Source organism: Flavobacteriales bacterium (genome assembly GCA_020635795.1).
GTDB lineage: Bacteria > Bacteroidota > Bacteroidia > Flavobacteriales_E > Vicingaceae > Vicingus.
The window spans coordinates 274,610-297,940 of record JACJZD010000002.1; the positions used below are offsets into that span (position 1 = coordinate 274,610).

At 34.1% G+C, this 23,331-nt stretch carries 16 protein-coding genes, 1 tRNA gene and 1 riboswitch; of the genes, 9 read left to right on the plus strand and 8 right to left on the minus strand.

Features of this window, described 5'->3' with window-relative positions:
- The first annotated feature begins 62 nt into the window (after positions 1–62).
- The 3 genes from gldL to gldN are packed head-to-tail and all read left to right on the plus strand — an operon-like array spanning position 63 to position 3,384.
- A complete protein-coding gene (gene gldL / locus H6589_08870) occupies positions 63–818 on the plus strand; it encodes a gliding motility protein GldL (GenBank protein ID MCB9174706.1) in 756 nt (251 codons plus the stop codon).
- 37 nt (positions 819–855) lie between these two features.
- Complete coding sequence (gene gldM / locus H6589_08875; protein MCB9174707.1) at positions 856–2,523, plus strand: gliding motility protein GldM; 1,668 nt, start codon at positions 856–858, stop codon at positions 2,521–2,523.
- 21 nt (positions 2,524–2,544) lie between these two features.
- Complete coding sequence (gene gldN, locus H6589_08880; GenBank protein ID MCB9174708.1) at positions 2,545–3,384, plus strand: gliding motility protein GldN; 840 nt, start codon at positions 2,545–2,547, stop codon at positions 3,382–3,384.
- A 51-nt stretch (positions 3,385–3,435) separates the two neighbouring features.
- Here gldN and H6589_08885 read toward each other — a convergent pair.
- Positions 3,436–3,506 (minus strand) — tRNA-Cys (locus H6589_08885).
- 82 nt (positions 3,507–3,588) lie between these two features.
- Here H6589_08885 and H6589_08890 point away from each other — a divergent pair.
- Together H6589_08890 and H6589_08895 are read left to right on the plus strand one after the other, a co-directional pair.
- Positions 3,589–4,611, plus strand: coding sequence for an aminotransferase class I/II-fold pyridoxal phosphate-dependent enzyme (locus H6589_08890; protein ID MCB9174709.1), 1,023 nt, complete (start codon positions 3,589–3,591; stop codon positions 4,609–4,611).
- Positions 4,612–5,178 carry a DUF3109 family protein gene (locus tag H6589_08895; protein MCB9174710.1) on the plus strand — a complete coding sequence of 189 codons (567 nt, stop codon included), beginning with the start codon at positions 4,612–4,614 and terminating at the stop codon, positions 5,176–5,178. It abuts the gene before it with no gap.
- Here H6589_08895 and ispG read toward each other — a convergent pair.
- A complete protein-coding gene (ispG, locus tag H6589_08900; GenBank protein MCB9174711.1) occupies positions 5,175–7,097 on the minus strand; it encodes a (E)-4-hydroxy-3-methylbut-2-enyl-diphosphate synthase in 1,923 nt (640 codons plus the stop codon). The two genes, H6589_08895 and ispG, sit on opposite strands and share 4 nt — an antisense overlap.
- Before the next feature lie 193 nt (positions 7,098–7,290).
- Between ispG and H6589_08905 the strand changes: the two genes are divergently transcribed.
- Positions 7,291–9,393, plus strand: a complete 2,103-nt coding sequence (locus H6589_08905) for a T9SS type A sorting domain-containing protein (protein ID MCB9174712.1) — start codon at positions 7,291–7,293, stop codon at positions 9,391–9,393.
- Positions 9,394–9,579: 186 nt separating this feature from the next.
- Positions 9,580–11,745: a gliding motility-associated C-terminal domain-containing protein gene (locus tag H6589_08910; protein MCB9174713.1), complete on the plus strand. Its 2,166-nt coding sequence runs from the start codon at positions 9,580–9,582 to the stop codon at positions 11,743–11,745.
- Positions 11,746–11,752: 7 nt separating this feature from the next.
- Here H6589_08910 and metH read toward each other — a convergent pair whose 3' ends face one another.
- The 6 genes from metH to H6589_08940 all read right to left on the minus strand — a co-directional run bounded on the left by metH (position 11,753) and on the right by H6589_08940 (position 21,613).
- Positions 11,753–15,418 (minus strand): methionine synthase, encoded by a 3,666-nt coding sequence (metH, locus tag H6589_08915; GenBank protein MCB9174714.1) that lies wholly within the window; start codon positions 15,416–15,418, stop codon positions 11,753–11,755.
- 58 nt (positions 15,419–15,476) lie between these two features.
- A riboswitch (SAM riboswitch) is annotated at positions 15,477–15,585 on the minus strand.
- 124 nt (positions 15,586–15,709) lie between these two features.
- Positions 15,710–17,140: an asparagine--tRNA ligase gene (gene asnS / locus H6589_08920; GenBank protein ID MCB9174715.1), complete on the minus strand. Its 1,431-nt coding sequence runs from the start codon at positions 17,138–17,140 to the stop codon at positions 15,710–15,712.
- Between the two features lie 80 nt (positions 17,141–17,220).
- On the minus strand, positions 17,221–17,538 hold the full coding sequence (locus H6589_08925; protein ID MCB9174716.1) for a hypothetical protein: 318 nt from the start codon (positions 17,536–17,538) through the stop codon (positions 17,221–17,223).
- Between the two features lie 356 nt (positions 17,539–17,894).
- Complete coding sequence (locus H6589_08930) at positions 17,895–19,010, minus strand: DNA polymerase III subunit gamma/tau (GenBank protein MCB9174717.1); 1,116 nt, start codon at positions 19,008–19,010, stop codon at positions 17,895–17,897.
- Between the two features lie 137 nt (positions 19,011–19,147).
- A complete protein-coding gene (locus tag H6589_08935) occupies positions 19,148–20,896 on the minus strand; it encodes a T9SS type A sorting domain-containing protein (protein MCB9174718.1) in 1,749 nt (582 codons plus the stop codon).
- Positions 20,897–20,989: 93 nt separating this feature from the next.
- Positions 20,990–21,613 carry a class I SAM-dependent methyltransferase gene (locus H6589_08940; protein MCB9174719.1) on the minus strand — a complete coding sequence of 208 codons (624 nt, stop codon included), beginning with the start codon at positions 21,611–21,613 and terminating at the stop codon, positions 20,990–20,992.
- A 144-nt stretch (positions 21,614–21,757) separates the two neighbouring features.
- Here H6589_08940 and H6589_08945 point away from each other — a divergent pair, with 144 nt between their 5' ends.
- Complete coding sequence (locus tag H6589_08945; protein ID MCB9174720.1) at positions 21,758–22,114, plus strand: helix-turn-helix transcriptional regulator; 357 nt, start codon at positions 21,758–21,760, stop codon at positions 22,112–22,114.
- Positions 22,095–23,291: a hypothetical protein gene (locus tag H6589_08950; protein ID MCB9174721.1), complete on the plus strand. Its 1,197-nt coding sequence runs from the start codon at positions 22,095–22,097 to the stop codon at positions 23,289–23,291. The genes H6589_08945 and H6589_08950 overlap by 20 nt, the downstream gene beginning before the upstream one ends.
- Positions 23,292–23,331: the final 40 nt, after the last annotated feature.

Sequence of the window (23,331 nt, forward strand, 5' to 3'; positions counted from 1 at the left end):
TAAAACTAAAACTTATGGGATTTGTAGAATTTTTATTTGAAACAAAAAAGGGGAAAACAATTATGGGTCTCCTTTATGGTATGGGAGCCGCAGTAGTAATTGTTGGTGCAATGTTTAAAATTATGCACTGGCCTGGTGCTGGACCAATGCTTGTAATTGGACTGAGTACTGAAGCTATTATTTTTGCTGTGTCAGCATTCGAACCTGCTCACATGGATCTAGATTGGACATTAGTATATCCAGAATTAGCTGGTATGGATGAAGGTCATGGTCATGGTGCATCGATTTCTAACAAACCAGTAACAGAGCAATTAGATGATATGTTAACTGAAGCTAAGATTGGACCTGAATTAATTGAAAGTTTAGGTGTTGGATTAAGAAAATTAGGTGATAACGCTAGTAAATTATCTGAGATATCGGATGCTTCTGTTGCGACTAATGATTATACGAATAGTTTAAAATCTGCATCTAATAAAGTAAGCGAATTAGCTGATACTTATGCTCAGGCATCACAAGCTTTAACAGGATTGTCAGATGCTGCACAGTCAGGAACTTCAACTGGTGAAGAGTTACAAAAAATGGCATCTACTTTAGAAGCACTTAACAGATCTTATGAAGTACAATTGTCAGGCTCTCAACAACAAGCTCAAACAATGACTACAATGTATGAAGGTATAAATGCATTGATGACTAATTTGACTGATTCTGTTGAAGATACTAAACGATATAAAGAAAATATTTCTGAATTATCTGTAAACTTAGCTAAGTTGAATACTGTTTATGGAAATATGTTAACTGCTATGACAGTTAGATCTTAATACTAATCTTTTGTTTAACCTTAAAATTTAAAAAACTATGGCTGGAGGTAAACTACCACCGCGGCAGAAGATGATTGGTATGATGTACCTTGTATTAACTGCCCTGTTAGCAATGAACGTTTCTAAAGATATTCTTGATGCATTTATCGTAGTGAACGATGGTATTGAGAATTCGACTTCAACTTTTGGAGATAAAACGAGTATGTACTATTCTAAATTTGCTGCGGCTGCTTTAGATAGTGAAACTGCAAAACCTTATAAAGTAAAAGCTGACAAAGTTAAAAAAATGTCAGACGAACTTTATGATCATATTTCAAATTTAAAAAAACAAATAGTTGGAACAACGGATAAATTGCCTGAAGGATCAGTAGATTCTTTGTACAAATTAAAGAATGTTCAAAGTAAGGATAATTATGATACTCCAACACTTGTGATGGGTTTAGCTGAACCTTCAACTCCCAAAGATGGAGAATGGAGTGCAGTAGATTTGAAAAAAAGAATTAATGCATACAGAGATGGATTGTTAGAATTGTTTTCTGAAAATAAAGAAGCACAAGAATTAATGAAGAAATCTTTAGCTACTTTGGATACACCAGACCCTAAACCAGGTTCTGGTGATGATAAAAATTGGGAAAGTGCAAACTTTTATCATGTTCCTTTAGCTGCTGTAGTTACAATATTGTCAAAAATACAATCTGATGTTAGAAGTGCTGAAGCAGAAGCTGTTGCAAAATTATATGAGAATATTGATGCTTCAGGTGTTTCATTTAGTAAAGTAGATGGTTTTGCATACGCAAAACGTGCTTATGTAATGGATGGAGATTCTTTTGCTGCTCAAATATTTACTGCTGCATATAATGATTTGGATAATCCAGATATATTTATTGGAGCATTTGATAGCTCTGCTGTTGCAAATGGAGAAACTGATGAGAATAAAATCATGAAAGGCTCTAAAGGCGAAGGTTGGGCTTCAACTAAAAATGGTGGTTGGTTTCAATTACAAAGTGTTGAAGCTGGAAAAGGACATTTAAAAATTAAAGAAGGAGTTGGTATTCATGAGTGGGGAGGTATTATTAAGGTAAAAACTAAAAAAGGTCCAAAAATTTATCCATTTTCTCATACTTTTGAAGTTGGTAAGCCTTCTACAACTGTAGCAGCAGCAGCTATGAACGTGTTTTATATGGGGATCGATAATCCAGTTTCTGTTTCGGCTCCAATGCCAAACTTTAAAGCTTCTGCGCCTGGATTGAGACAATCTGGAGGTGCTGGTCAGTATATTATGAGACCTACCGCAATTGGAAAAGTTAACATTAATGTGACTGGAACAGACGATAATGGTAAAACTGTTAACTTGGGGTCTACCGAATTTAGGGTTAAGAAAATTCCTGATCCAGTTCCATATATTGCTGGGAAAACAGGTTCTTGTACTATGTCAAAAAGTGATTTAGCAAGTGGTGTTATCCAAGCTAAAATGGAAGGGTTTGAGTTTGATTTAAGAGTACAAGTTAGTTCTTTCAACTTAGGTACTACGGTTTCTGGTGATTATAAGGAAGTTTCAGTATCTGGAAGTAGAATGGATGGAGCAGCTCAAGCTTTAATTTCAAAAGCTAGTCGTGGACAACGATTTTATGTTGAGAAAATGAAAGTTAAAATGCCAGACGGCTCAACACGTGAGCTTGCAAACATTAACATTAGAGTAATTTAATAATTTACAAAGGAGGTTATTATGACACGTAAATTAATATTAATAGTTATCTGTACATTTTGTTTTACTGCAATATTTGCACAAAACAAAGTTTTAGATAAACCATGGATAAAAGAGAACACTCCAACTAGAAGAGTTGTTCCATACACTCACGTCAGAGAAGCTGATGTGATGTGGCATAGACGTATTTGGAGGGTTATTGATTTGCGTGAAAAAATTAATCAACCATTGTACTATCCTATTCAAAAAATACAAGATAGAAAAAGTTTATTTGATGTTCTCAAAGAAGGTGTTTTGGAAGGAACTATTACAGCTTATAGCGATGCTGATGACGAATTTACTGTTCAGTTGACTAAGGCTGAAGCAAAAAATCGTATGGGATTCTGGAAAGAAACTAAACAATACGATGATTTTGGTGAGGAAATATTTGGAGCAGCAGATTCTACTTATGAAGAATATGAATCTATTGATGTTGTTGAATATAGAATTAAGGAAGATTGGTTTTTTGATAGAGAACGTTCTATTATGGATGTTCGCATAATAGGAATTGCACCTGCATTAAATATTATTGACCAAAGTACTGGTGAATCAAAAGGTAAACAATTAATGTTTTGGGTTTATTTCCCTGAAGCAAGATATGTATTTGCTAATTATGATGTGTATAATCGTCAGAATGATGCAGAGAATAGAACTTTTGATGATATCTTTTGGAAAAGAATGTTTAATAGTTACATAGTAAAACGTTCTAATGTTTATGATAGAAATAATAAAGATTATCTGAAAGGATTAGATTTAATATTGGAATCAGATAACATTAAAGAGGATATGTTTAATCTTGAACACGATATGTGGCATTTCTAAGAATAACTTAATATAAAAAAAGCCTTGTATACTACAAGGCTTTTTTTTTTGAGGTCGCGGACGGATTCGAACCGCCGTAGAAGCTTTTGCAGAGCTCTGCCTAGCCACTCGGCCACGCGACCCTTTTAAAGAGATGCAAAGCTAACAATAATTTTTATTTTCTTCTTAATTTATTAACGAACTTTACCGTTTAAATTTTAAATGATGATTATTGATTTTAGAAGTGATACAGTAACTCGTCCCTCTAAGGATATGCTTGATTTTATGATGTCAGCAGAGGTTGGTGATGATGTGTTTGGAGATGATGAATCAGTTAATACTTTGCAAAATAAAGCTGCTCAAATGTTTGGTAAACAAGATGCCTTGTTTTGTCCTTCAGGTACTATGACCAATCAAATTGCCATAAAAATCCATACGAATAGTCCTGGAGAAGTTATTTGTGATGAGTTATCTCATGTCTATAAATATGAGGGGGGAGGTATTGGTTTTAATTCTGGATTGGCAACAAAACTTATTCAAGGTGATAAGGGGAGGTTAACTGCTCAACAAATTGAAGAAGCTATAAACCCTGATGACATTCATTTCTCACCAACTCAATTGGTAAGCTTAGAAAATACTTGTAACAAAGGGGGAGGAAGTATTTATGAGTTGGAAGAAATTAAAAAAATTAACTTGTTGTGTAAACAAAAAGGGTTAAAACTTCATTTAGACGGTGCTAGAATTTTTAATGCCATTATTGAATCCAATTATTCTACTCAAGATATAGGGAATCAATTTGACACTATTTCTGTATGTCTTTCAAAAGGTTTAGGAGCGCCTGTCGGCTCGTTATTAATAGGAAGTTTGGAAGATATAAAAAAGGCGAAGAGAATTAGAAAAATTTTTGGAGGAGGGATGAGACAAGCTGGGTATCTTGCTGCTGCTGGAATATTTGCCTTACAAAACAATATTGAACGATTACGAGATGACCATGTTAGAGCTAAAATAATAGCTGAAACATTATCTTCATTAAACTGGATTATTAATGTTTTACCAGTATATACCAATATTGTTATTTTCGAAATTAGAAAAGGTTTAAACCTTCAGGACACCATAAAAATTTTAGATGATAATGGAATAAAGGTAGCTGCTTTTGGACCGAACCATATACGGATAGTTACTCATTTAGATATTACAGATGATTCATTAACAAATGCAATTAGTATTTTAAAAAAAATAAATATTTAAATGATACAAATACAAGATACCATTGTTTCTGAATTGTTGTTGGATAAGAAGTTTGTTTGCAATTTGAACGCTTGTAAAGGTGCTTGTTGCATTGAAGGCGATGCTGGAGCGCCTCTTGAAGAGAATGAATTAGAAGAGTTAGAAAATGTCTTCCCTCATGTAAAGGAATATTTAACACAAGAGTCTATCAATGCACTTGAACAAGATTTATATACGATAGATACTGATGGTGATTTTGTTACCCAATTGGTAAACAATAAAGCTTGTGCTTTTGTTTTTTTAGATGATAAAAAAGTAGCCAAATGCTCCATAGAACAAGCCTTTTTAGATGGTAAGGTTTCATTTAAAAAACCAATCAGCTGCCATTTGTTTCCGGTACGAATAAAATCTTTTAAGTCGTTTTTGGCTGTAAACTATGAGGAAATTGAAATATGTAGTGATGCTTGTACTTTAGGAAAAGAATTGGGAGTAAAAACCTATCAATTTTTAAAAGAACCTTTGATTAGAAGATTTGGAGAGGAATGGTTTAACGAACTTGAGTTGGTCGACAAACACTTGAATCATTAGCTTTCTATTTCAACCCAATCGCCATGTTCCTTAATTAAGTTGATTAATTCTTCAACAGCCTCTTTTTCTGGTACGTTACGTTTTACCACATTCTTTTCTTTGTATAGTGTAATTTTTCCAACTCCAGTTCCAACGTACCCATAGTCGGCATCAGCCATTTCTCCTGGACCATTTACAATACAACCCATAATACCAATTTTAACTCCTTTTAAATGAGAGGTTACGGCACGTATTTTTGCTGTAGTTTCTTGTAAATCAAACAACGTTCTACCACAACTTGGGCAAGAAATGTATTCGGTTTTTGAAATACGAGTTCTAGTGGCTTGTAAAATCCCAAAAGCCGTATCATTTACCATTTTATCACTACCACAGTTTTCAGCAGCAATAAAAACGCCATCACCAAGCCCATCCACCAAAAGAGCTCCTATGTCTGTAGATGCATGTAGTTGTAACTGTTCGGGTGTTAAATCACCATAAGCTCTACCAATAATAACAGGTGTTTTACAATTGTTATTTATTAATTCAACAAATAGTTTACGCTGTTCTGCCATACCATGTGCATTGTAAGTATCAATCATTAAAACAATCGTTTTGTCTGATTTTAGTTTGCTTATCAATGCTGAACTTAAATCGGGTAATGTTACATAAACGATATTCAATTTATCAGATATATCTGAAGTAGTTAAATATTGTTTGGCATCTAAAAAAGGATAAGCGTTAAAATTGTTTCGAATGGTTAACCATGTTTTATAATTGTAAATGAGACCTAAAGTTCCTGGTACTTCAAAATCAATTGTTTTGTTACCTAAAAATATATAATCACATGCTGAATCTGTAATATTCCATTTGTCTAAAGGGACAGAATACTGATAGCCTAAAGCAAATAAAGAGGCTGGAGTTACTTTTTCTTTCGCACAAAAATCGGTAACCACTCTTGGTACGTTGGAACCTCCAAAATTTACAACTTCGTTAGTGTTTCTTTTGTTGTATTCAAATGGAGTAATGGGATAGTTTTTAATTTCCTCAATTGAATCATGCCCTATTCTGTTGTTGTAGCGAGCAACCAATTCTTTTGCTACAGGAATTTCAAACTCTGGGTCTTCGGTTAACGATACACGAATGGTATCGCCTAAACCATCTTCTAACAAAGTGCCAATTCCAACCGCCGACTTTATTCTTCCATCCTCTCCATCACCAGCTTCGGTTACGCCTAAATGTAACGGATAATTCATGTTTTCAGCAATCATTTTATCCACTAACAATCGGTACGCTTGAACAACAACCAAGGTGTTGCTTGCTTTCATCGAAAGTACAATATCGTGGTAATCAAATTCTCTACAAATACGTAAAAACTCCATAGCGGATTCTACCATTCCCATTGGTGAATCGCCATAACGACTCATAATCCTATCCGATAACGAACCATGGTTAGTTCCTATTCGCATGGCAGTACCGTGTTCTTTACAGATTTTCACCAAAGGAATAAAACGCTCTCTTAATCTTGCTAGTTCAGCATTGTATGTTTCATCGGTATATTCAATTGTTTCAAATTTCTTTTTGTCGGCATAATTGCCTGGATTTACTCTAACCTTTTCTACAATTTTAGCAGCAACTTCAGCAGCATTTGGTGTAAAATGGATATCTGCAACCAATGGTGTTGTATAACCTCTTTTTAACAATTCAGCTTTTATGTTGGCTAAATTTTCAGCTTCTTTAATGCTGGGAGCGGTTATTCTAACAATTTCGCAACCTGCATCAATCATTCGTATGCTTTGCTCAACAGTAGCTTGGGTGTCCATGGTGTCGGTAGTAGTCATGGATTGGATACGGATGGGATTATCTCCTCCAATACCAATGTTGCCTACTTTTACTTCTCGGGTTTTAAAACGCTGATAATTGGTTAAACTGTTGCAATACATGTGTTAGAAATTTTAGACGAAGTTATTCATTAGTTTGCGAAAAAAAACAATTTTTTTGGAGCACTTTTTTCTCAAAAATGCACAAAACTGGGCAAAAAACTACCGTTCAAAAGATAAATGAACACATATAGCAGAAATTTAAAACCAAATAAATAGCTTAGCGTAAGAATTAACAAAATTTAAAACACTTTTTATGAAAAATTTATTCATCATTTTATTAATTGCAAGCATTTTTGCAGTTAATAGCAGCAAAGCACAAACAGCACCAGTAGCTGTTAACGATACATTTTATGTTGATTATTCTGATACCTTAAGAACAAATAAATTTTTTAGAAATTACATTGTTGCAAATGATACCTCCAAAGGGGGAGGGTATTTAAAGATAGACACATTGTTTTATAATGGGCAGGGTATGATTGATAACGTGGTAAAAACTTTGTCTAGTGTTCAAAGTTTTATATATACCCCACCATTAGGTTTTTATGGTGTAGATAGTATAACTTATTACCTATCAAATTATCCAACAAATTATGGTTATGATACGGCTACCATTTATATTTATGTAAAACGAAAAGATTATGAAAGCATTGATTTGAATAATGTGAAAGCACGAGTCGAACCCAATGCTTTATTTGCTGATAGAGCAAATAGTATAACTGGATTTGAAGTCCCAAAGGGTAGTGGGTCAAATACTATATACGCTGCAAATTTTTGGTTTGCTGGGTTAGATGCTAACGCACAACTGAAAGGGTATGCAGAAACGTATGCATCAAATCCATACCCACCAATTCCATATCAAAACTACAATGGTAATGCCGGACCTATAGGAGCGACCACTAATTTCGAAAATTACAGTTACCAATGGGATAGGGTATGGAAAGTAAGTACTACAGATATACAAAACCATGTTGCTGGAACAAGCACTACAGAAGCCATAGCCAATTGGCCAGCTCATGGAGACACCACAAAAGGACAAGCTTTTAATTTAGCACCATTTGTTGATGTGGATTTTGATGGAGTTTATAATCCCGTTTTAGGCGATTATCCCAAAATTAAAGGGCAACAGGCTATTTATTTTATACGTAATTCTGATAGGTCAGCTAATCAAATGCAAACTACCAACATTAATTTTGAATTTCATGGAATGGTGTATGCTTTCGATTGCCCCGAAGATTCAGCTATAAACAACACCATATTTATAGATTATACTATTTACAACCGCTCTACTACAGATTTAACAGATTGTTATTTTGGGCAATGGGTAGATTTTGATTTAGGTAATTCCAATGATGATTTTGTTGGTTGTGACGTTGCTCGAGGGACTTTTTATGTATACAATGGAGATATTAACGATGAAGATAATTTGGGTGTTACTGGTTATGGGTCTTATCTGCCTGCACAAGGTGTAACCTTTTTAAAAGGAGCAAATCAAAATAATGACGGAGTAGATAATCCGTTAACTACAAATGTTCCTGTTGCCATAGCACAAAACGGAATCCCTTATGCAGGTTTAGGTATTGGATTTGGTGATGCAATACTTGATAATGAATATTATGGGTTGAGTCATTTTATGTATTATAATATTGGATCGCAAATTAATGGAAACGGTGACCCTGCTAATACAGCTGATTATTATAATTATTTACAAGGTAAGTGGACAAATGGAAATTCTATGGTATGGGGCGGAGATGGAAATTCATTATCAACAGGAGGGGTTACTTCATCAAATTATATGTTTACTAATGATTCAGACCCATTGTTTTGGAGTACAACTGGTGTAGTTTCAAATCCAGTAATATGGAATGAAACATCTGCAGGAAATACTCCAAGTGACAGAAGAGGTATTGGCTCTATTGGTCCTTTTACCTTGTTAGCGGGAGAATCAGCAGAAATAGAATTGGCATTTGTATTTGGAATTGACTATAATAGTCCGGGAAACAATACAGCTGGTATTGTGGTAATGCAAGAACGTGTGGATTCTATTCGTAGTTATCATGCCAATGGTTTTACCACAACACCTTGTGGTGGAGCAATTTTAAGTGCAAAAGAAGAAGTAAAAGAAATCAACAACTTGAATATTTATCCAAATCCCTTTGCTAACCAGTTTTTAGTTAATTATAAACCAAGTATAAACTCAAGAGTAGAGGTTTATAATTTATTTGGTGGTAAAGTTTTAACTCAACAAATCACGAACCATTTAACCTTACTCAATTTAAGCAACCAACCTAATGGTGTTTATTTTGTTAGGGTTACCAATGGTAAAGAAGTGATAACCAAAAAAGTGGTGAAGCAGTAGTAGTTTTAAGTTTTCATTGTGAATAAAGAATAGATACACTTTATTCGTGATGACAATTTAAATCAATCAAAAAACACATTTTGATTGATTTACAACCGTTAATTAAATGAGGTTTAGTTTATGGTGTAAAAACAAACAAATAGATTAGTTTAGCATATAATTGTACCAACAAGCTAATTAGGTATTATGAAACAAATAGCTACATTTTTCATTTTTTTTACGTTAGTATTCTCAAGTGGATTTAGTCAAAACACTCCTATAGCAGTTAATGATACGTTTTATGTTGATTATTCTGATAGTGTTAGGGTTCTGCCTTACAGTCGTGCCACCATTGTTTTTAATGATTCTGATGTAGATGGTAATACCTTGATTATAGATACCATCTTTTATAATGGAGTTAATACTGTTACTATTCAAAATCACCCTTCGGGCTGGCTAAGAGTAAATAGACTATTTTATACTGTACCCCCTGGTTATTCAGGAAAAGATAGTATCACCTATTATTTAACAGACAATGGGTTTCCAACAGGATTTGATACAGCAGTTATTTACATTTATGTAAAAAGAAAGCCATTTGAGAACCTCGATGCAAATAATATACGAGCATCAATTCATAAAAATGTCTTGTTTCAATATGCAGGAACTTATGGCTCTTATGGGTTGGGGTATTTTAATGTGCCTAAAAATTCGAATACAGCTACAATATATGCCTCTAATCTTTGGCTAGCAGGAGAAGATATAAATGGTAATATCAGGGTTTCGGCTTCTACATATCAAGAAGCTAATAGCAGAGGGAATGCCGGTCCAATAATGGATTCTGTAAACTATAGTTATTATAATTATCAATGGGATAGAGTATGGAAAGTGAGTGAAATGGATATTCAAAATCACATTGCTGGAATAAGTACTACTGAAGCAATTATTAATTGGCCTGCTCATGGTGATACCAGCTTAGGACAAGCATTAAATCTTGCTCCTTTTGTTGATGTAGATAATAATGGCATTTACAATCCACTTGTGGGCGATTATCCGAAAATAAAAGGGCAACAAGCTATTTATTTTATTCAAAATGATAAACGAGATACTGTTCAACCATATATATTGAGGATTGGAATTGAAATTCATGGAATGGCATATTCGTTTTATTGCCCTGAAGATTCAGCACTAAACAACACAGTTTTTGTAAGCTATAAAGTGTACAATCGGTCTGCGTCTCCATTATTTAATGCATACATTGGCTTATGGTCGGATTTAGATATTGGAAATCCTCAAGATGATTATCTTGCAACTGATGTTTCTAGAGGATCTTTTTATGGGTACAATAAAGATAATGTTGATGAAACTGTTCCTTGGACAGTTGGATATGGAGCTAGTCCTCCTGCTCAAAGTGTAACTTTTTTAAAGGGACCCAAACTGCCAAATGACGGAATAGACAATCCATTAACAAACAATGTTCAAGATGCTATTGATTCTAACGGTGTTCCATATCAAGGTTTGGGAATTGGCTTTGGTGATGGAGTAGTAGATAATGAATTTATGGGCTTGTCAAATTTTCTTACATATGACATAGATTCGAATTCAATTGGATTTAATGAACCAGAAATTTCTTCGGATTATTATAATTATTTAAAAGGCAACTGGAAATCTGGAATCCCGATGACTTGGGGAGGAATGGGAATAGGAGGAACTGTTCCGACAAATTATTTATTTCCCGGGGGGAGCGACTCCCTTTTTTGGAGTACCCAAGGAATAATTACAACACCTTCACCTTGGAATGATAATAGTTCCTTAAGAGATATAAGAGGGATTGGTTCATGCGGTCCATTTACGTTTTTACCTGATAGTGCTGTAGAACTAGATTTGGCTTTTGTTTTTGGGAGAGATTATACTGATACAAGTAATACAGCAGCCATTACAATTATGCAAAACCGAATAGATGTAATAAGAAACTATTTTGTAAATGGATTTGTAAATATTTGCGAAGATACAACCCAAGTAATTGAAGATGCTACACCTGATAGTTTAGTAGTTTTTGTGCCAAATGTTTTCACTCCTAACAAAGATGGTTTTAATGATTTATTTGTGATTGATTTAAATAGCGCACGTTTACTGGAAGAAGTTAACGTAGAAATTTTTAATAGATGGGGACAACTTATTAAAGTATCTAATTATGGTGTTCAGGCTTTATCCAAACTTCCAACCATCAACAATAAACAACAACTTACTATTTGGGATGGGAGGACAACGAGTGGGGAGAATGTGCCTATTGGTACATATTACTATGTTATAAAATATAAAACTACAGAAGGTGAAACAAAAAACATTAAAGGGTTTTTAAGTCTTTTAAGATAAATTGTTTTTAATTCATCGAAGAACCCAGCCAACGTTCTGCCTTATCAATACTTATGTTGTTTGCAATTGCATAGGCTTCTACTTGGTCTTGGCTAATTTTTCCAACTCCAAAATATTTAGCTTGAGGATGCCCAAAGTACATTCCACTTACAGCAGCAGTTGGGTACATAGCCAAACTTTCGGTTAATTCAATACCCGTATTTTTTGTAGCGTCCATCAATTCAAACAATTGATTTTTTAAGGTATGATTTGGACAAGCTGGGTAACCAGGAGCTGGTCTGATTCCTTTGTATTTTTCTTGTATTAACGCATCATTGTCAAGGTTTTCGTTTTGAGCATAACCCCATATTTCGGTTCGCACTTTTTTGTGCATATACTCAGCAAAAGCTTCAGCAAGCCTATCAGCTAAAGCTTTTAACATAATAGAATTGTAATCGTCGTGATCGGCTTCAAAACGTTTGATGTGCTCTTCAATACCAATACCTGTTGTAACTGCAAAACCTCCAATGTAATCTTTAATTCCAGTTTCTTTAGGAGCTATAAAATCTGCTAACGAAATGTTAGGCACACCTTTCGCTTTTTTAGCTTGTTGACGCAATTGGTGAAGGGTAGAAATGGTTTTATTGTTTTCATAAACTTCTATGGTATCTTCGTTTATAGTGTTTGCTTCCCAAATTCCAACAACTCCGTTTGCTGTAATCCATTTTTCTTCAACAATTTTTGTAAGCATTTTTTGTGCATCGTCGAATAATTTTTTGGCAGCATCACCAACAATTTCGTCCTCTAAAATGTTGGGGTAACGACCTGCCAATTCCCAAGTTCTAAAAAACGGACTCCAATCAATATAATCTAACAATGTTTTAATAGGAAAGTCTGAGAAGACCTGAACGCCTAACTGGTTTGGTTTAAATGGGGGTTCTTTTTCAAAATCAATTTTTAACTTGTTGTCACGGGCTTCAGCAATGGTTAGAGATTCTTTAGTAGCATTTCGCTTAGCGTGAATGTCTCTTAAATTTTGGTACTCGTCTTTAATTTTCTGAACAAATGTTGTGTTGTCTTTTGCTAATAACTCTCCAACCACTGGTACGCTTCTGGAAGCATCTAAAACATATACTGTTGGAGCTTTAGAATAGTTAGGTTCAATTTTTACTGCAGTATGAATTTTAGAGGTTGTCGCCCCTCCAATTAATAAAGGAATACTCATATCTTGTCGTTCCAATTCTTTAGCAAAATAGGCCATTTCATCAAGTGATGGAGTAATCAAACCACTTAAACCAATAATATCTACCTTTTCTTTCTTAGCTACTTCAATAATTTTTTCGGCAGGAACCATTACTCCAAGGTCAATTACTTCGTAATTGTTACAACCCAACACAACTCCTACAATGTTTTTACCAATATCGTGTACGTCGCCCTTTACAGTAGCCAATAAAATTTTACCATTTCCTGTTGGGGCATCACTCGGATTGTTCTTCTTTTCTTCTTCAATATATGGTAACAAATAGGCAACAGCTTTTTTCATTACTCTTGCACTTTTTACTACCTGAGGAAGAAACATTTTACCTGCACCAAACAAGTCTCCAACAATGTTCATCCCGTCCATTAACGGTCCTTCAATAACTTCTATGGGCTTATCAAACAATTTTCGACACTCCTCAGTATCTTCATCAATAAATTCCACTATACCTTTAACTAAAGCATGTGAAAGACGTTCTTGAACAGTTCCTTTTCGCCATTCTAATTCTTTTGCATCGTCTTTTTTTACTCCTTTTACATTTTCAGCAAAATCAACCAATCGTTCTGTAGCATCAGGTCTTCTGTTTAATAAAACATCTTCAACTTTTTCTAAGAGTTCTTTCGGAATTTCTGCATACACTTCTAACATACCAGGATTAACAATACCCATATCCATTCCTGCTTTTATGGCGTGATACAAAAATGCAGAATGAATGGCTTCTCTAACGGTATCATTACCTCTAAACGAAAACGACACATTGCTAACACCACCACTTACTAATGCTCCCGGTAAATTTTCTTTTATCCACTTGGTTGAATTGATAAAATCTACCGCATAATTGTTGTGTTCTTCTAAACCTGTTGCAACAGTTAAAATATTGGGGTCAAAAATGATGTCGTGTGCTGGAAAACCTATTTTTTCGGTTAACAATTTGTAAGCTCGTTTGCAAATTGAAATACGTTTCTCGTAGGTGTCTGCTTGACCTTGTTCGTCAAAAGCCATTACGATAACAGCTGCACCATATCGTCTTACCAATTTTGCTCTTTCAAGAAATACTTCCTCGCCTTCTTTTAATGAAATGGAGTTTACAATGGATTTACCTTGTGTACATTTTAATCCCGCTTCAATAACCGACCACTTTGATGAGTCAATCATAATAGGGAGTTTAGCAATGTCTGGTTCTGAAGCAATTAAGTTCAAGAATTTAGTCATGACCACTTCAGAATCTAACATTCCCTCATCCATGTTCACATCAATTACTTGAGCGCCACCCTCGACTTGATTTAATGCTACAGCTATTGCTTCTTCGTATTTCTCTTCTTTAATTAATCGTTTAAACATTAACGAACCAGTAACGTTTGTTCGTTCACCAACATTTACAAAATTACTTTCAGGTCGAACCCATAAAGGCTCTAGTCCGCTATAATTAGGAAGATTAAAAGCTTCCTTACATTTTCTTGGTTGATACTTTGATGCAACATCAGCAATTGCTTTAATGTGAGCAGGAGTTGTTCCGCAACAACCACCAATAATGTTGATTAACCCTTCTTGTATAAATTCTTCCACCTGACGAGCCGTTTCTTTTGCAGCTTCATCATATTCCCCAAATTCGTTGGGTAAACCAGCATTTGGATATGCACTCACAAAGTAGTTGGTTTTATTTGCTACCGTTTGAATGTGTGGACGTAATTGTTTTGCACCAAGCGCACAGTTAAATCCAACACTTAACAAAGGAATGTGTGAGATGGAAATTAAAAAAGCTTCAACTGTTTGTCCTGAAAGTGTTCTTCCACTAGCATCGGTAATTGTTCCGGAAACCATAATAGGTAATCTCGAACCAATCTTTTCAAAATAAGCATCGATGGCAAAAAGTGCTGCTTTTGCATTTAATGTGTCAAAAATAGTTTCTACTAAAAGTAAATCTACTCCACCATCAATTAAGCCTTTTACTTGTTCGGTATAAGCTACAACCAATTGGTCAAATGTAACAGCTCTGTAACCTGGGTCGTTAACATCGGGCGACATAGAAGCCGTTCTGTTAGTTGGACCCATTGCTCCTGCAACAAAACGAGGTTTTTCAGGATTTTTTTTTGTGAATTCTATTGCAACATCTTTGGCAATTTTAGCCGATTGAAAATTAATGTCGTAAACAGCTTTTTCTAATTGGTAATCAGCTTGGGCGATGCTCGTACCACTAAAAGTATTGGTTTCTACAATATCGGCACCCGCCTCAAAATATTCTGCGTGTATGGCTTTAATAATATCAGGGCGAGTAATGGAAAGTAAATCGTTATTGCCTTTTAATAGTACAGAACTATCAGTAAAAACATTTCCTCTAAAGTCTTCTTCGGTTAATTTATAACGTTGAATCATGGTGCCCATTGCACCATCTAAAATGAGTATTCGCTTATTTAATTCGTCAGTAATCTTACACATACTTAAAATAAAAAACCCCTTTTGTTTTATAAGCAGAAGGGGTTAACATATTATTTTCTACTTATCTTTTCCGTCAACTGACGGATAGGAATTAGCACCTTTCCGTCAATTGACGGAGGTTGCCAAGGTTTCGTAGGGCCTAATCCCTCCACCTTTCTGGATAAACATCTTATATAGATGCCGATAATTTAAAGAACATTTGACTACAAAACTATTCACACTTTTGGTTAATTCCAAATATAAGTATGAAATAATGCTTTGTTTGATTGAAATAAAGAATAAAATTTTGAATTAAAACTCGGCATTCTTTGGTGTTCTTGGAAAAGGAATCACATCACGTATGTTTGTCATCCCCGTTACAAACAACATTAAACGCTCAAAACCTAAGCCAAAACCAGCATGAGGAACCGTTCCAAATTTTCTGGTTTCTAAGTACCACCAAACACTTTCTTCAGGAATGTTAAAGGTTTTAATTTTTTCTTTTAAGATGTCTAAACGCTCCTCACGTTGAGAGCCACCAACAATTTCTCCAATACCAGGAAACAAAATATCCATTGCAGCAACCGTTTTTCCATCGTCGTTCTGACGCATGTAAAACGATTTAATCTTTGCAGGATAATCAATTAAAATCACAGGTTTTTTAAATTCTTTTTCTACTAAAAAACGTTCGTGTTCCGATTGTAAATCAGCACCCCATTCGTTAATTGGGTATTTAAATTGCCCTTTTTGGTTGGGTTTAGAGCGTTTTAAAATTTCAATGGCTTCGGTATAAGTTAAACGTACAAATTCATTGTCAACTACAAATTTTAATTTTTCAATTAAAGGCAACGAACGTTGGTCTTGAGGTTTCGATTTATCTTCTTCTTCCAATCGAGAAGCTAAAAATTCTAAATCTTCAGTACAATTGTCTAGTGCATATTTAACACAATATTTTAGCATTTCTTCTGCTAAATCCATGTTGTCGTTAATGTCGTTAAAAGCTACCTCAGGCTCTATCATCCAAAACTCAGCAAGGTGACGAGTAGTGTTAGAGTTTTCTGCTCTAAAAGTTGGTCCAAAAGTATATACCTGACCCAAAGCCAATGCTGCTAATTCAGCTTCTAATTGACCAGAAACCGTTAAGTTGGTTTCTTTTCCAAAAAAGTCTTGTTTAAAATCAATTTCTTTTCCTTCATTTTTTGGTAGGTTGTCAAGGTCTAATGTGGTAACCCTAAACATTTCTCCAGCACCTTCTGCATCAGAACCTGTTATTATTGGTGTATGTATATTGTAAAAACCCTTGTCGTTAAAAAACTTGTGCACTGCAAAAATCATTGCATGACGAACGCGGGATATTGCACTAAATGTATTGGTTCTAAATCGTAAGTGCGCAATGTCTCGTAAAAATTCAAGCGAATGTTTTTTTGGTTGTAGTGGAAATTCTTCAGGATTAGCATCGCCTAAAATTTCAAACGATTTAACAACCAATTCTATAGATTGACCTCGTCCTTGAGATTCAACAACTGTTCCAACAACAGCAATAGATGAGCCAGTAGTAATTCTTTTCAACTGATTTTCATCTTCTTTCTCAAAATCAACAACAGCTTGAATGTTTTGTAGTGTTGAACCATCATTTATTGCAATAAACCGATTGCTTCTAAATGTTCTTACCCATCCTTTAACTAATACTTCTGAACCAATGGTTGATGATTTTAATAAATCGCTAATTTTTACTCTTTTCATTTCAGTTTGATATTTATGGCGAAATTAATTTTTTTTTAATGGAAACTTATAAATTGATGACCTATTACCGAATATTATAACTATTTATTTGGATAGTTAATGTCCATGTCGAAGGTTTTTACTAAGGTAATTAAGTGTGGATTTTTCTCGCTCATTTTAGCAAATTTTTCCATTGGGGTGTAGGCTTTTCTTGCTTTTAAGTCGGCATTAATTTTAACTTCTAAGTTAAGGTTGTAGTTGTTGAGTGCTTTTCTTAAAAAATCAAGAATATCGGTTTTAGTTTCGTTGATATCGTCTTCTAATGCTTTGTTTTCGACGGTCAACGTAATTTTTTCGCCCACAATTTCTGGTAAATTTTCAAATGCTGACGCCAAACTTGTTGAGCCTCTTTCTATCAATAATTGTTTGTAAGCAAACCATTTTTTCTGAAAATCTTCAATAGTGAAATGCTCAGTTGGTCGATTTGTTAATTCATGTATAGCAACCTCTTCTTCTTGCTTGGTTTGATTTACCGATTTATGAATAGAAATGTTTTGAGAAAAACTAACTGATGATAAATTTTTTAATGTTATTGTTGGTTTCGGCGGTTCTGGAGTCGACGGTTTTTCAACTTCGTTATTGTAACTGTTTTGGTTTGCTTCGCTTACCAGATTTTTTTGTACGGCAATATTGGTTTCCCCAACAGGTTGTTTTTTAATGATTGGAGAAGATGTAGCAACTTGATTTTTTTCCTGTTTATTAAACGGGAGATTAATTAAGACTTTTTTTTTTCGTGCTCGTTATTAACTGAACACAACTGCATAAGCATTACTTCAACAAGGAGTCGTTGGTTTTTGCTGCTCTTATAACTTACATCAGCTTTCGATGTGGTATCTAAAAACGATACGAACAAAGGTGTAGAGCCTTTTAAAGCCTGTTCTTTGTAGTTGTTTTTGATGTTTTCACCAACCTCTAATAATTTTAGTGTGGAAGTATCTTGGCAAATCAACAAATTCCTAAAATGCTCTGCCAATCCATTAATAAAGTTGTGACCATCAAAACCTTTTGAAAGGATATCATTAAAAATCAACAAGCAATCGGCTATTTTATGTTCAAAAATAGCATCGGTTAATTTAAAGTAATAATCGTAATCGAGTATGTTAAGGTTGTCTATTACGTTTTGATAAGTAATGTTGTTGCCTGAAAAACTAACTATTTGATCAAAAATTGAAAGTGCATCACGTAAAGCGCCATCTGCTTTTTGGGCAATAATGTGTAAAGCGTCTTTTTCTGCAGTAATATTTTCTTTTTCAGCTATATTTAATAAGTGAGAAGCGATGTCTTCAATTTGAATTCGGTTAAAATCAAAAATCTGACAACGCGAAAGTATAGTAGGGATGATTTTGTGTTTTTCGGTAGTGGCTAAAATGAAGATAGCATGTTTTGGTGGTTCTTCAAGCGTCTTTAAAAAAGCATTAAAAGCTTGAGCAGATAACATGTGAACCTCATCAATAATGTACACTTTTTTAGTGCCTATTTGTGGGGCAAAACGAACTTGTTCAATTAAGTTTCTAATATCATCTACCGAGTTGTTTGACGCCGCATCAAGTTCATAAATATTTAATGAATGTCCTTCGTTAAACGATTTACAAGATTCGCATTCATCACAAGCTTCAATATGTTCAGTAATGTTAAAACAGTTAATGGTTTTGGCTAAAATTCTAGCACAAGTTGTTTTACCAACACCACGTGGACCGCAAAACAAAAACGCTTGTGCAAGGTGTTCAGTTTTTATTGCATTTTTTAAAGTTGAGGTAATAGATAGTTGTCCAACAACCGAATCGAAGGTTACTGGGCGATACTTTCTCGCTGAAACAACAAAATTTTCCATTTTCTCTACCTGAACAACAAATATAAGTTTATTAAAATTTTTGTCAGTAAAACTTTCGATTTGTTTTTAACAAGTTTCAACAAAAAAAAGGCGATTCAATTTTGAATCGCCTTTTTATATAATTATTTAGTTAAACGTTATTGAACTACAACATTTCTCTTTATAGTGTTGTTACCAGATTTAATATCTAACACATAATTTCCTTTAGCTAAATTGCTAACTTCAATTACAGTTGTGTTTGAATTAACTTGAACTGTTTTAATTAATTGACCATTTAAACCATAAATTGAAACAACGTCAATATTAGCATCAGCTTTAATGTTAATGTTGTTAGTTGTTGGGTTAGGATAAGTCATAATACCTATGTTTGATTCAATATTATCAACATTAGTAGCAACTGTTAAATGAACATTAACTTGCGACCATTCTTGAGCAGGGTCGTTAGAGCCTATTTCAACTACTGATAAATAATTTCCTACAGGTAAACCTAATGTATTAAATGTTAAGTTCATGGTTTGAACTTGCGCTGGAGTTAATGTTCCTGACATTGGAGAAACGGTTAACCATTTTTGAATAGGGTTTCCTTGTAGGTTACCATAAATAGTTAAGTTAGCATCAACTGTAGCATTGTATTCTGACCATCCTGGACCTGTTGAAATCCAGTTAACATCGTCAGCAACTCTTGGTCCAGCATCTAAACCTAATGGGTAGGTTCCAGAATCAGCATCACAAACATATCCAATCCAAATGTCTTTTCCATCAATATATAATGGAGAAGGTAAAGAGATGTTTACTAATTCACCAACTGATGATTGAGTAAAAGGAATATTGTGTAATAATGTTCCTGGTCCAGGAGTAATATAAGAACCTCTCTCGTATACCAATAAGGAGTAATTAGATGCTTGGTCATTAAGTTGAACATCAACTGAAGTAATTTCTTGACCTATAGCATCAGCTAAATAGTTAGGTTTGAATTTGTTTGCAGCTTTCACAGTAACATCAGCAGTAAAACCTCCTAAACCACTAAAGAAACCACTTTGATCGTAAGTAATTTGGCTTAATGTTGGAGTTAATGAAACATTGTTTGCATCAAATGGATAAGTAGGGTAAGCTACAAAGTTCATGTTTTGGTCTCCATCGTTTGTAATAGTAAAAGTTTCTGGAGCAGCACCAGATGTAAAAATATCAGCTGTACTTACATTAATGGTAGGAGGAGTTAATGGTAAAACAAGCTCAGTATAAGTTACATCATCAAAATGATATTTTGGAGTTTGACCAGTAATTGCTCCAGCATAAAAGTTGACCCCGCCTAATTGAGCCGCACCTGCACCTCCGCCAGCTTGAGTGGCAAAAGGCCAAGTTACAATGTGGTTTCCATTAATGAATAGCGCTGCTGTGTCGTTATCAATATCAACATGGTTTTCAATTAAAAACCAAGCATTGTTTGGGTGAGTAAAGTTTGTAGTTACATTGTTTGCTTTAATATTACCATTACCATTGTTTCCAAAATAAACTTCGTTTGCCCATTGATTACCAGGAGCTTCGAAATGTTGTAGGTTGTAATAACCTCCAAAACCAGCAGGAATAAAGTAATAAAACGAAATATTAAATTTTCCACTTGTTTTGTTTCCTAATCTTAAAATGATATCGTCATTAGCGTTGTCAATTAAAACAGAATTTGAAGGGCTGTTTGATTGCAAGTTGGAAATTTTCGCATCTTCAGCACCACCAGGAGCATTGCTCCAAGTTGTCCAAGGTAAACCTTGTTGAGCTAAAAAAGCCCCTGAAGTGTAAGTATCGAAACTGTCGGCAAATAAAACAGTTTGAGCTTTAGTGGTTATTGTTAAAGCCACAAAAGCTAAATTAAAAAGTAAGATTTTTTTCATAGTATATTGTTTTGGTTTATAATGATTTAGGTTGCAAAAGTAAGTCAAATATTTTAGTTGAAAAAATTTATTATTCTTTGTTAAACCAATCAATTAAATTTTTTTGTTAAAGGTGCAAAATGTGAAATTTTGAACAGTATTAAAAGGTGTTGGATGATTTATGGTTGAACATTTTATTTTTTTGAAAGTTGGTTTAAAAACTGTTTCTAAATCATTTATTGAATATTGTTTTATTTCAATTCCACTACATTTGGTTGGGGCATTTTCTGAAAATGTTCCAATAATAAGTTGTCCATTTATACTCGTATTATTTGTGACAATTTCAAGGTATTTCTTGATATCGGTTTGGTTGGTTAAAAAATGAAATGCGGCTCTATCGTGCCAGACGTCGTATTGTTCGTTGGGTTTAAATTCTGTAATGTCCGATACAATCCACGTTACCTTTTTTGCTAATTTACCCAATCGGGTTTTTGCTCGGTGTATAGCTGCTTCAGAAATATCCAATACAGTAATGTTAGAATAACCAAGTTTTAAAAGGTAGTCGACTAAAAAACTATCGCCACCACCCACATCAATTATTTTGGCAGTTAACGGAGTGTTTAATTCTTGAATAAAATCTAACGACGTTTGAGGTGTGGGTTGATACCAACTTACTTCGGTTAATTGTTTGGTTTGGTAAATATTTTCCCAATGATTTTTTCTATTAAAACTAGCCATCGTTAAATTTTTTTGTAAAGTTAAGATTAAGAATTACTTCTTTAATAAAAAATAAATAATTGATAAACAGTAAATTACACTTTTATACATAATATTCTTAGGTATTAAAATTATATACATAAGAATATTATGTATATTTGTCCTATGTATTCATCAGAACTTATAAAAGGAACATTAAAAACTATCGTGCTTAAATTGCTCAAGGAGCAAGGTAAAATGTACGGTTATGAAATTACTCAACGAGTAAAAGAATTAACAAACGACAAAATTCAGATTACTGAAGGTGCGCTGTATCCAACTTTGCACTCGCTCGAAAAAAACGGCGAGGTGGAAACAGAATCGGAGTATATGGGTAAGCGTGTAAGGAAATATTACACGCTTACAAAGCAAGGCCATATTACTGTCGACCTGAAAGTAAATGAATTTGTTGACTTTATGAATACCATGAAGTTTTTGTTAGACGTAGAGCTTAAAATGAGTAATGTACAAAGTAACCGATGAGCAGATAGATTTTATTCTCGACAACATTAAAGCCAATGGGGTTACTATTGAAGATCTGCAATACAACCTACTTGATCACATTTGCTGTATAGTTGAAAACGAGATGGCCGAAGATGAGGACTTTTATAAGTTCTATGGAACCATTATGCCTCGTTTTTTCAAAAATGAATTGAAAGAAATAGAGCAAGAAACGAATAATTTATTAACGTTTAAAAACTATTACGCCATGAAAAATACATTAAAAATATCAGGAATAATATCATCTATATTAACCATTTTTGGTGCTGTGTTTAAAGTCATGCACTGGCCAGGAGCAGGTATGCTTATTGTTTTAGGAGGATTATCTTTCAGTTTAATATTTCTCCCACTAATGATAGTATTAAAGTTTAAAGATGAAGAAAGTAAAATAAGTAAGTGGGTTTTTTCTTTTGGTTTTTTATTAGCGATGGGAGCTGGTACAGGTACAATATTTAAATTAATGCACTGGCCTTATGCCAACTTCTTAATGCTTTGGAGTGTTACGTTGTTTGTTTTTGCTTACGTTCCGTTGTATTACATTACACAGATTAGAAAAGCAGAAAAGAAATTTAATGCTACAATAAATGCAGTGTTAATGATGGCTTGTGGAGGAATGTTGTTTGCCATGTTTAATTTACGACCAAGTTCTGCTTTGCAAGAAAGTGTTAGTGCATCATATACTTTTATGAATAACAATGCTTCCGAATTAGTTAATGAAAATGCAACCTTGATTACTTCAGTAAAGGATAGAGAAGAGGCAATTCAATTTCATGAAACTTCTAAAAAATTGTTTGAAGACATAGAAGCCATTAAGCTTTTTTTAATTTCAAAAGCAGAAGATGTTAGCTTAGAAGGTGCTAAAAAAATGACTTTACTAGACATGCAAAGAGCAAACGATGGGAACATTAACAGGAAAAATTTTGACGATGCCAAAGGAGAGCACTCTTTTGAAAGTTTAAGTAAAGCGATTGAAGGGTATAACAACAAGGTGAAAGCAATGTTTCCTACACAAGCAGATAAACTAATTGCTGTAGATGAGTTGCAGTTAACCAACACGATTTTATCAGTATTGTTACACGAATTATCGCAAATACAATTGCAAATTGCCACTACCGAAAACAGCTATTTAAGTGCTGTTTCGGCAAAACAAACGATTTAGTAGTTTAGTTAGTGTGTTTAAAGCAAGGCAGCGAAAGTTG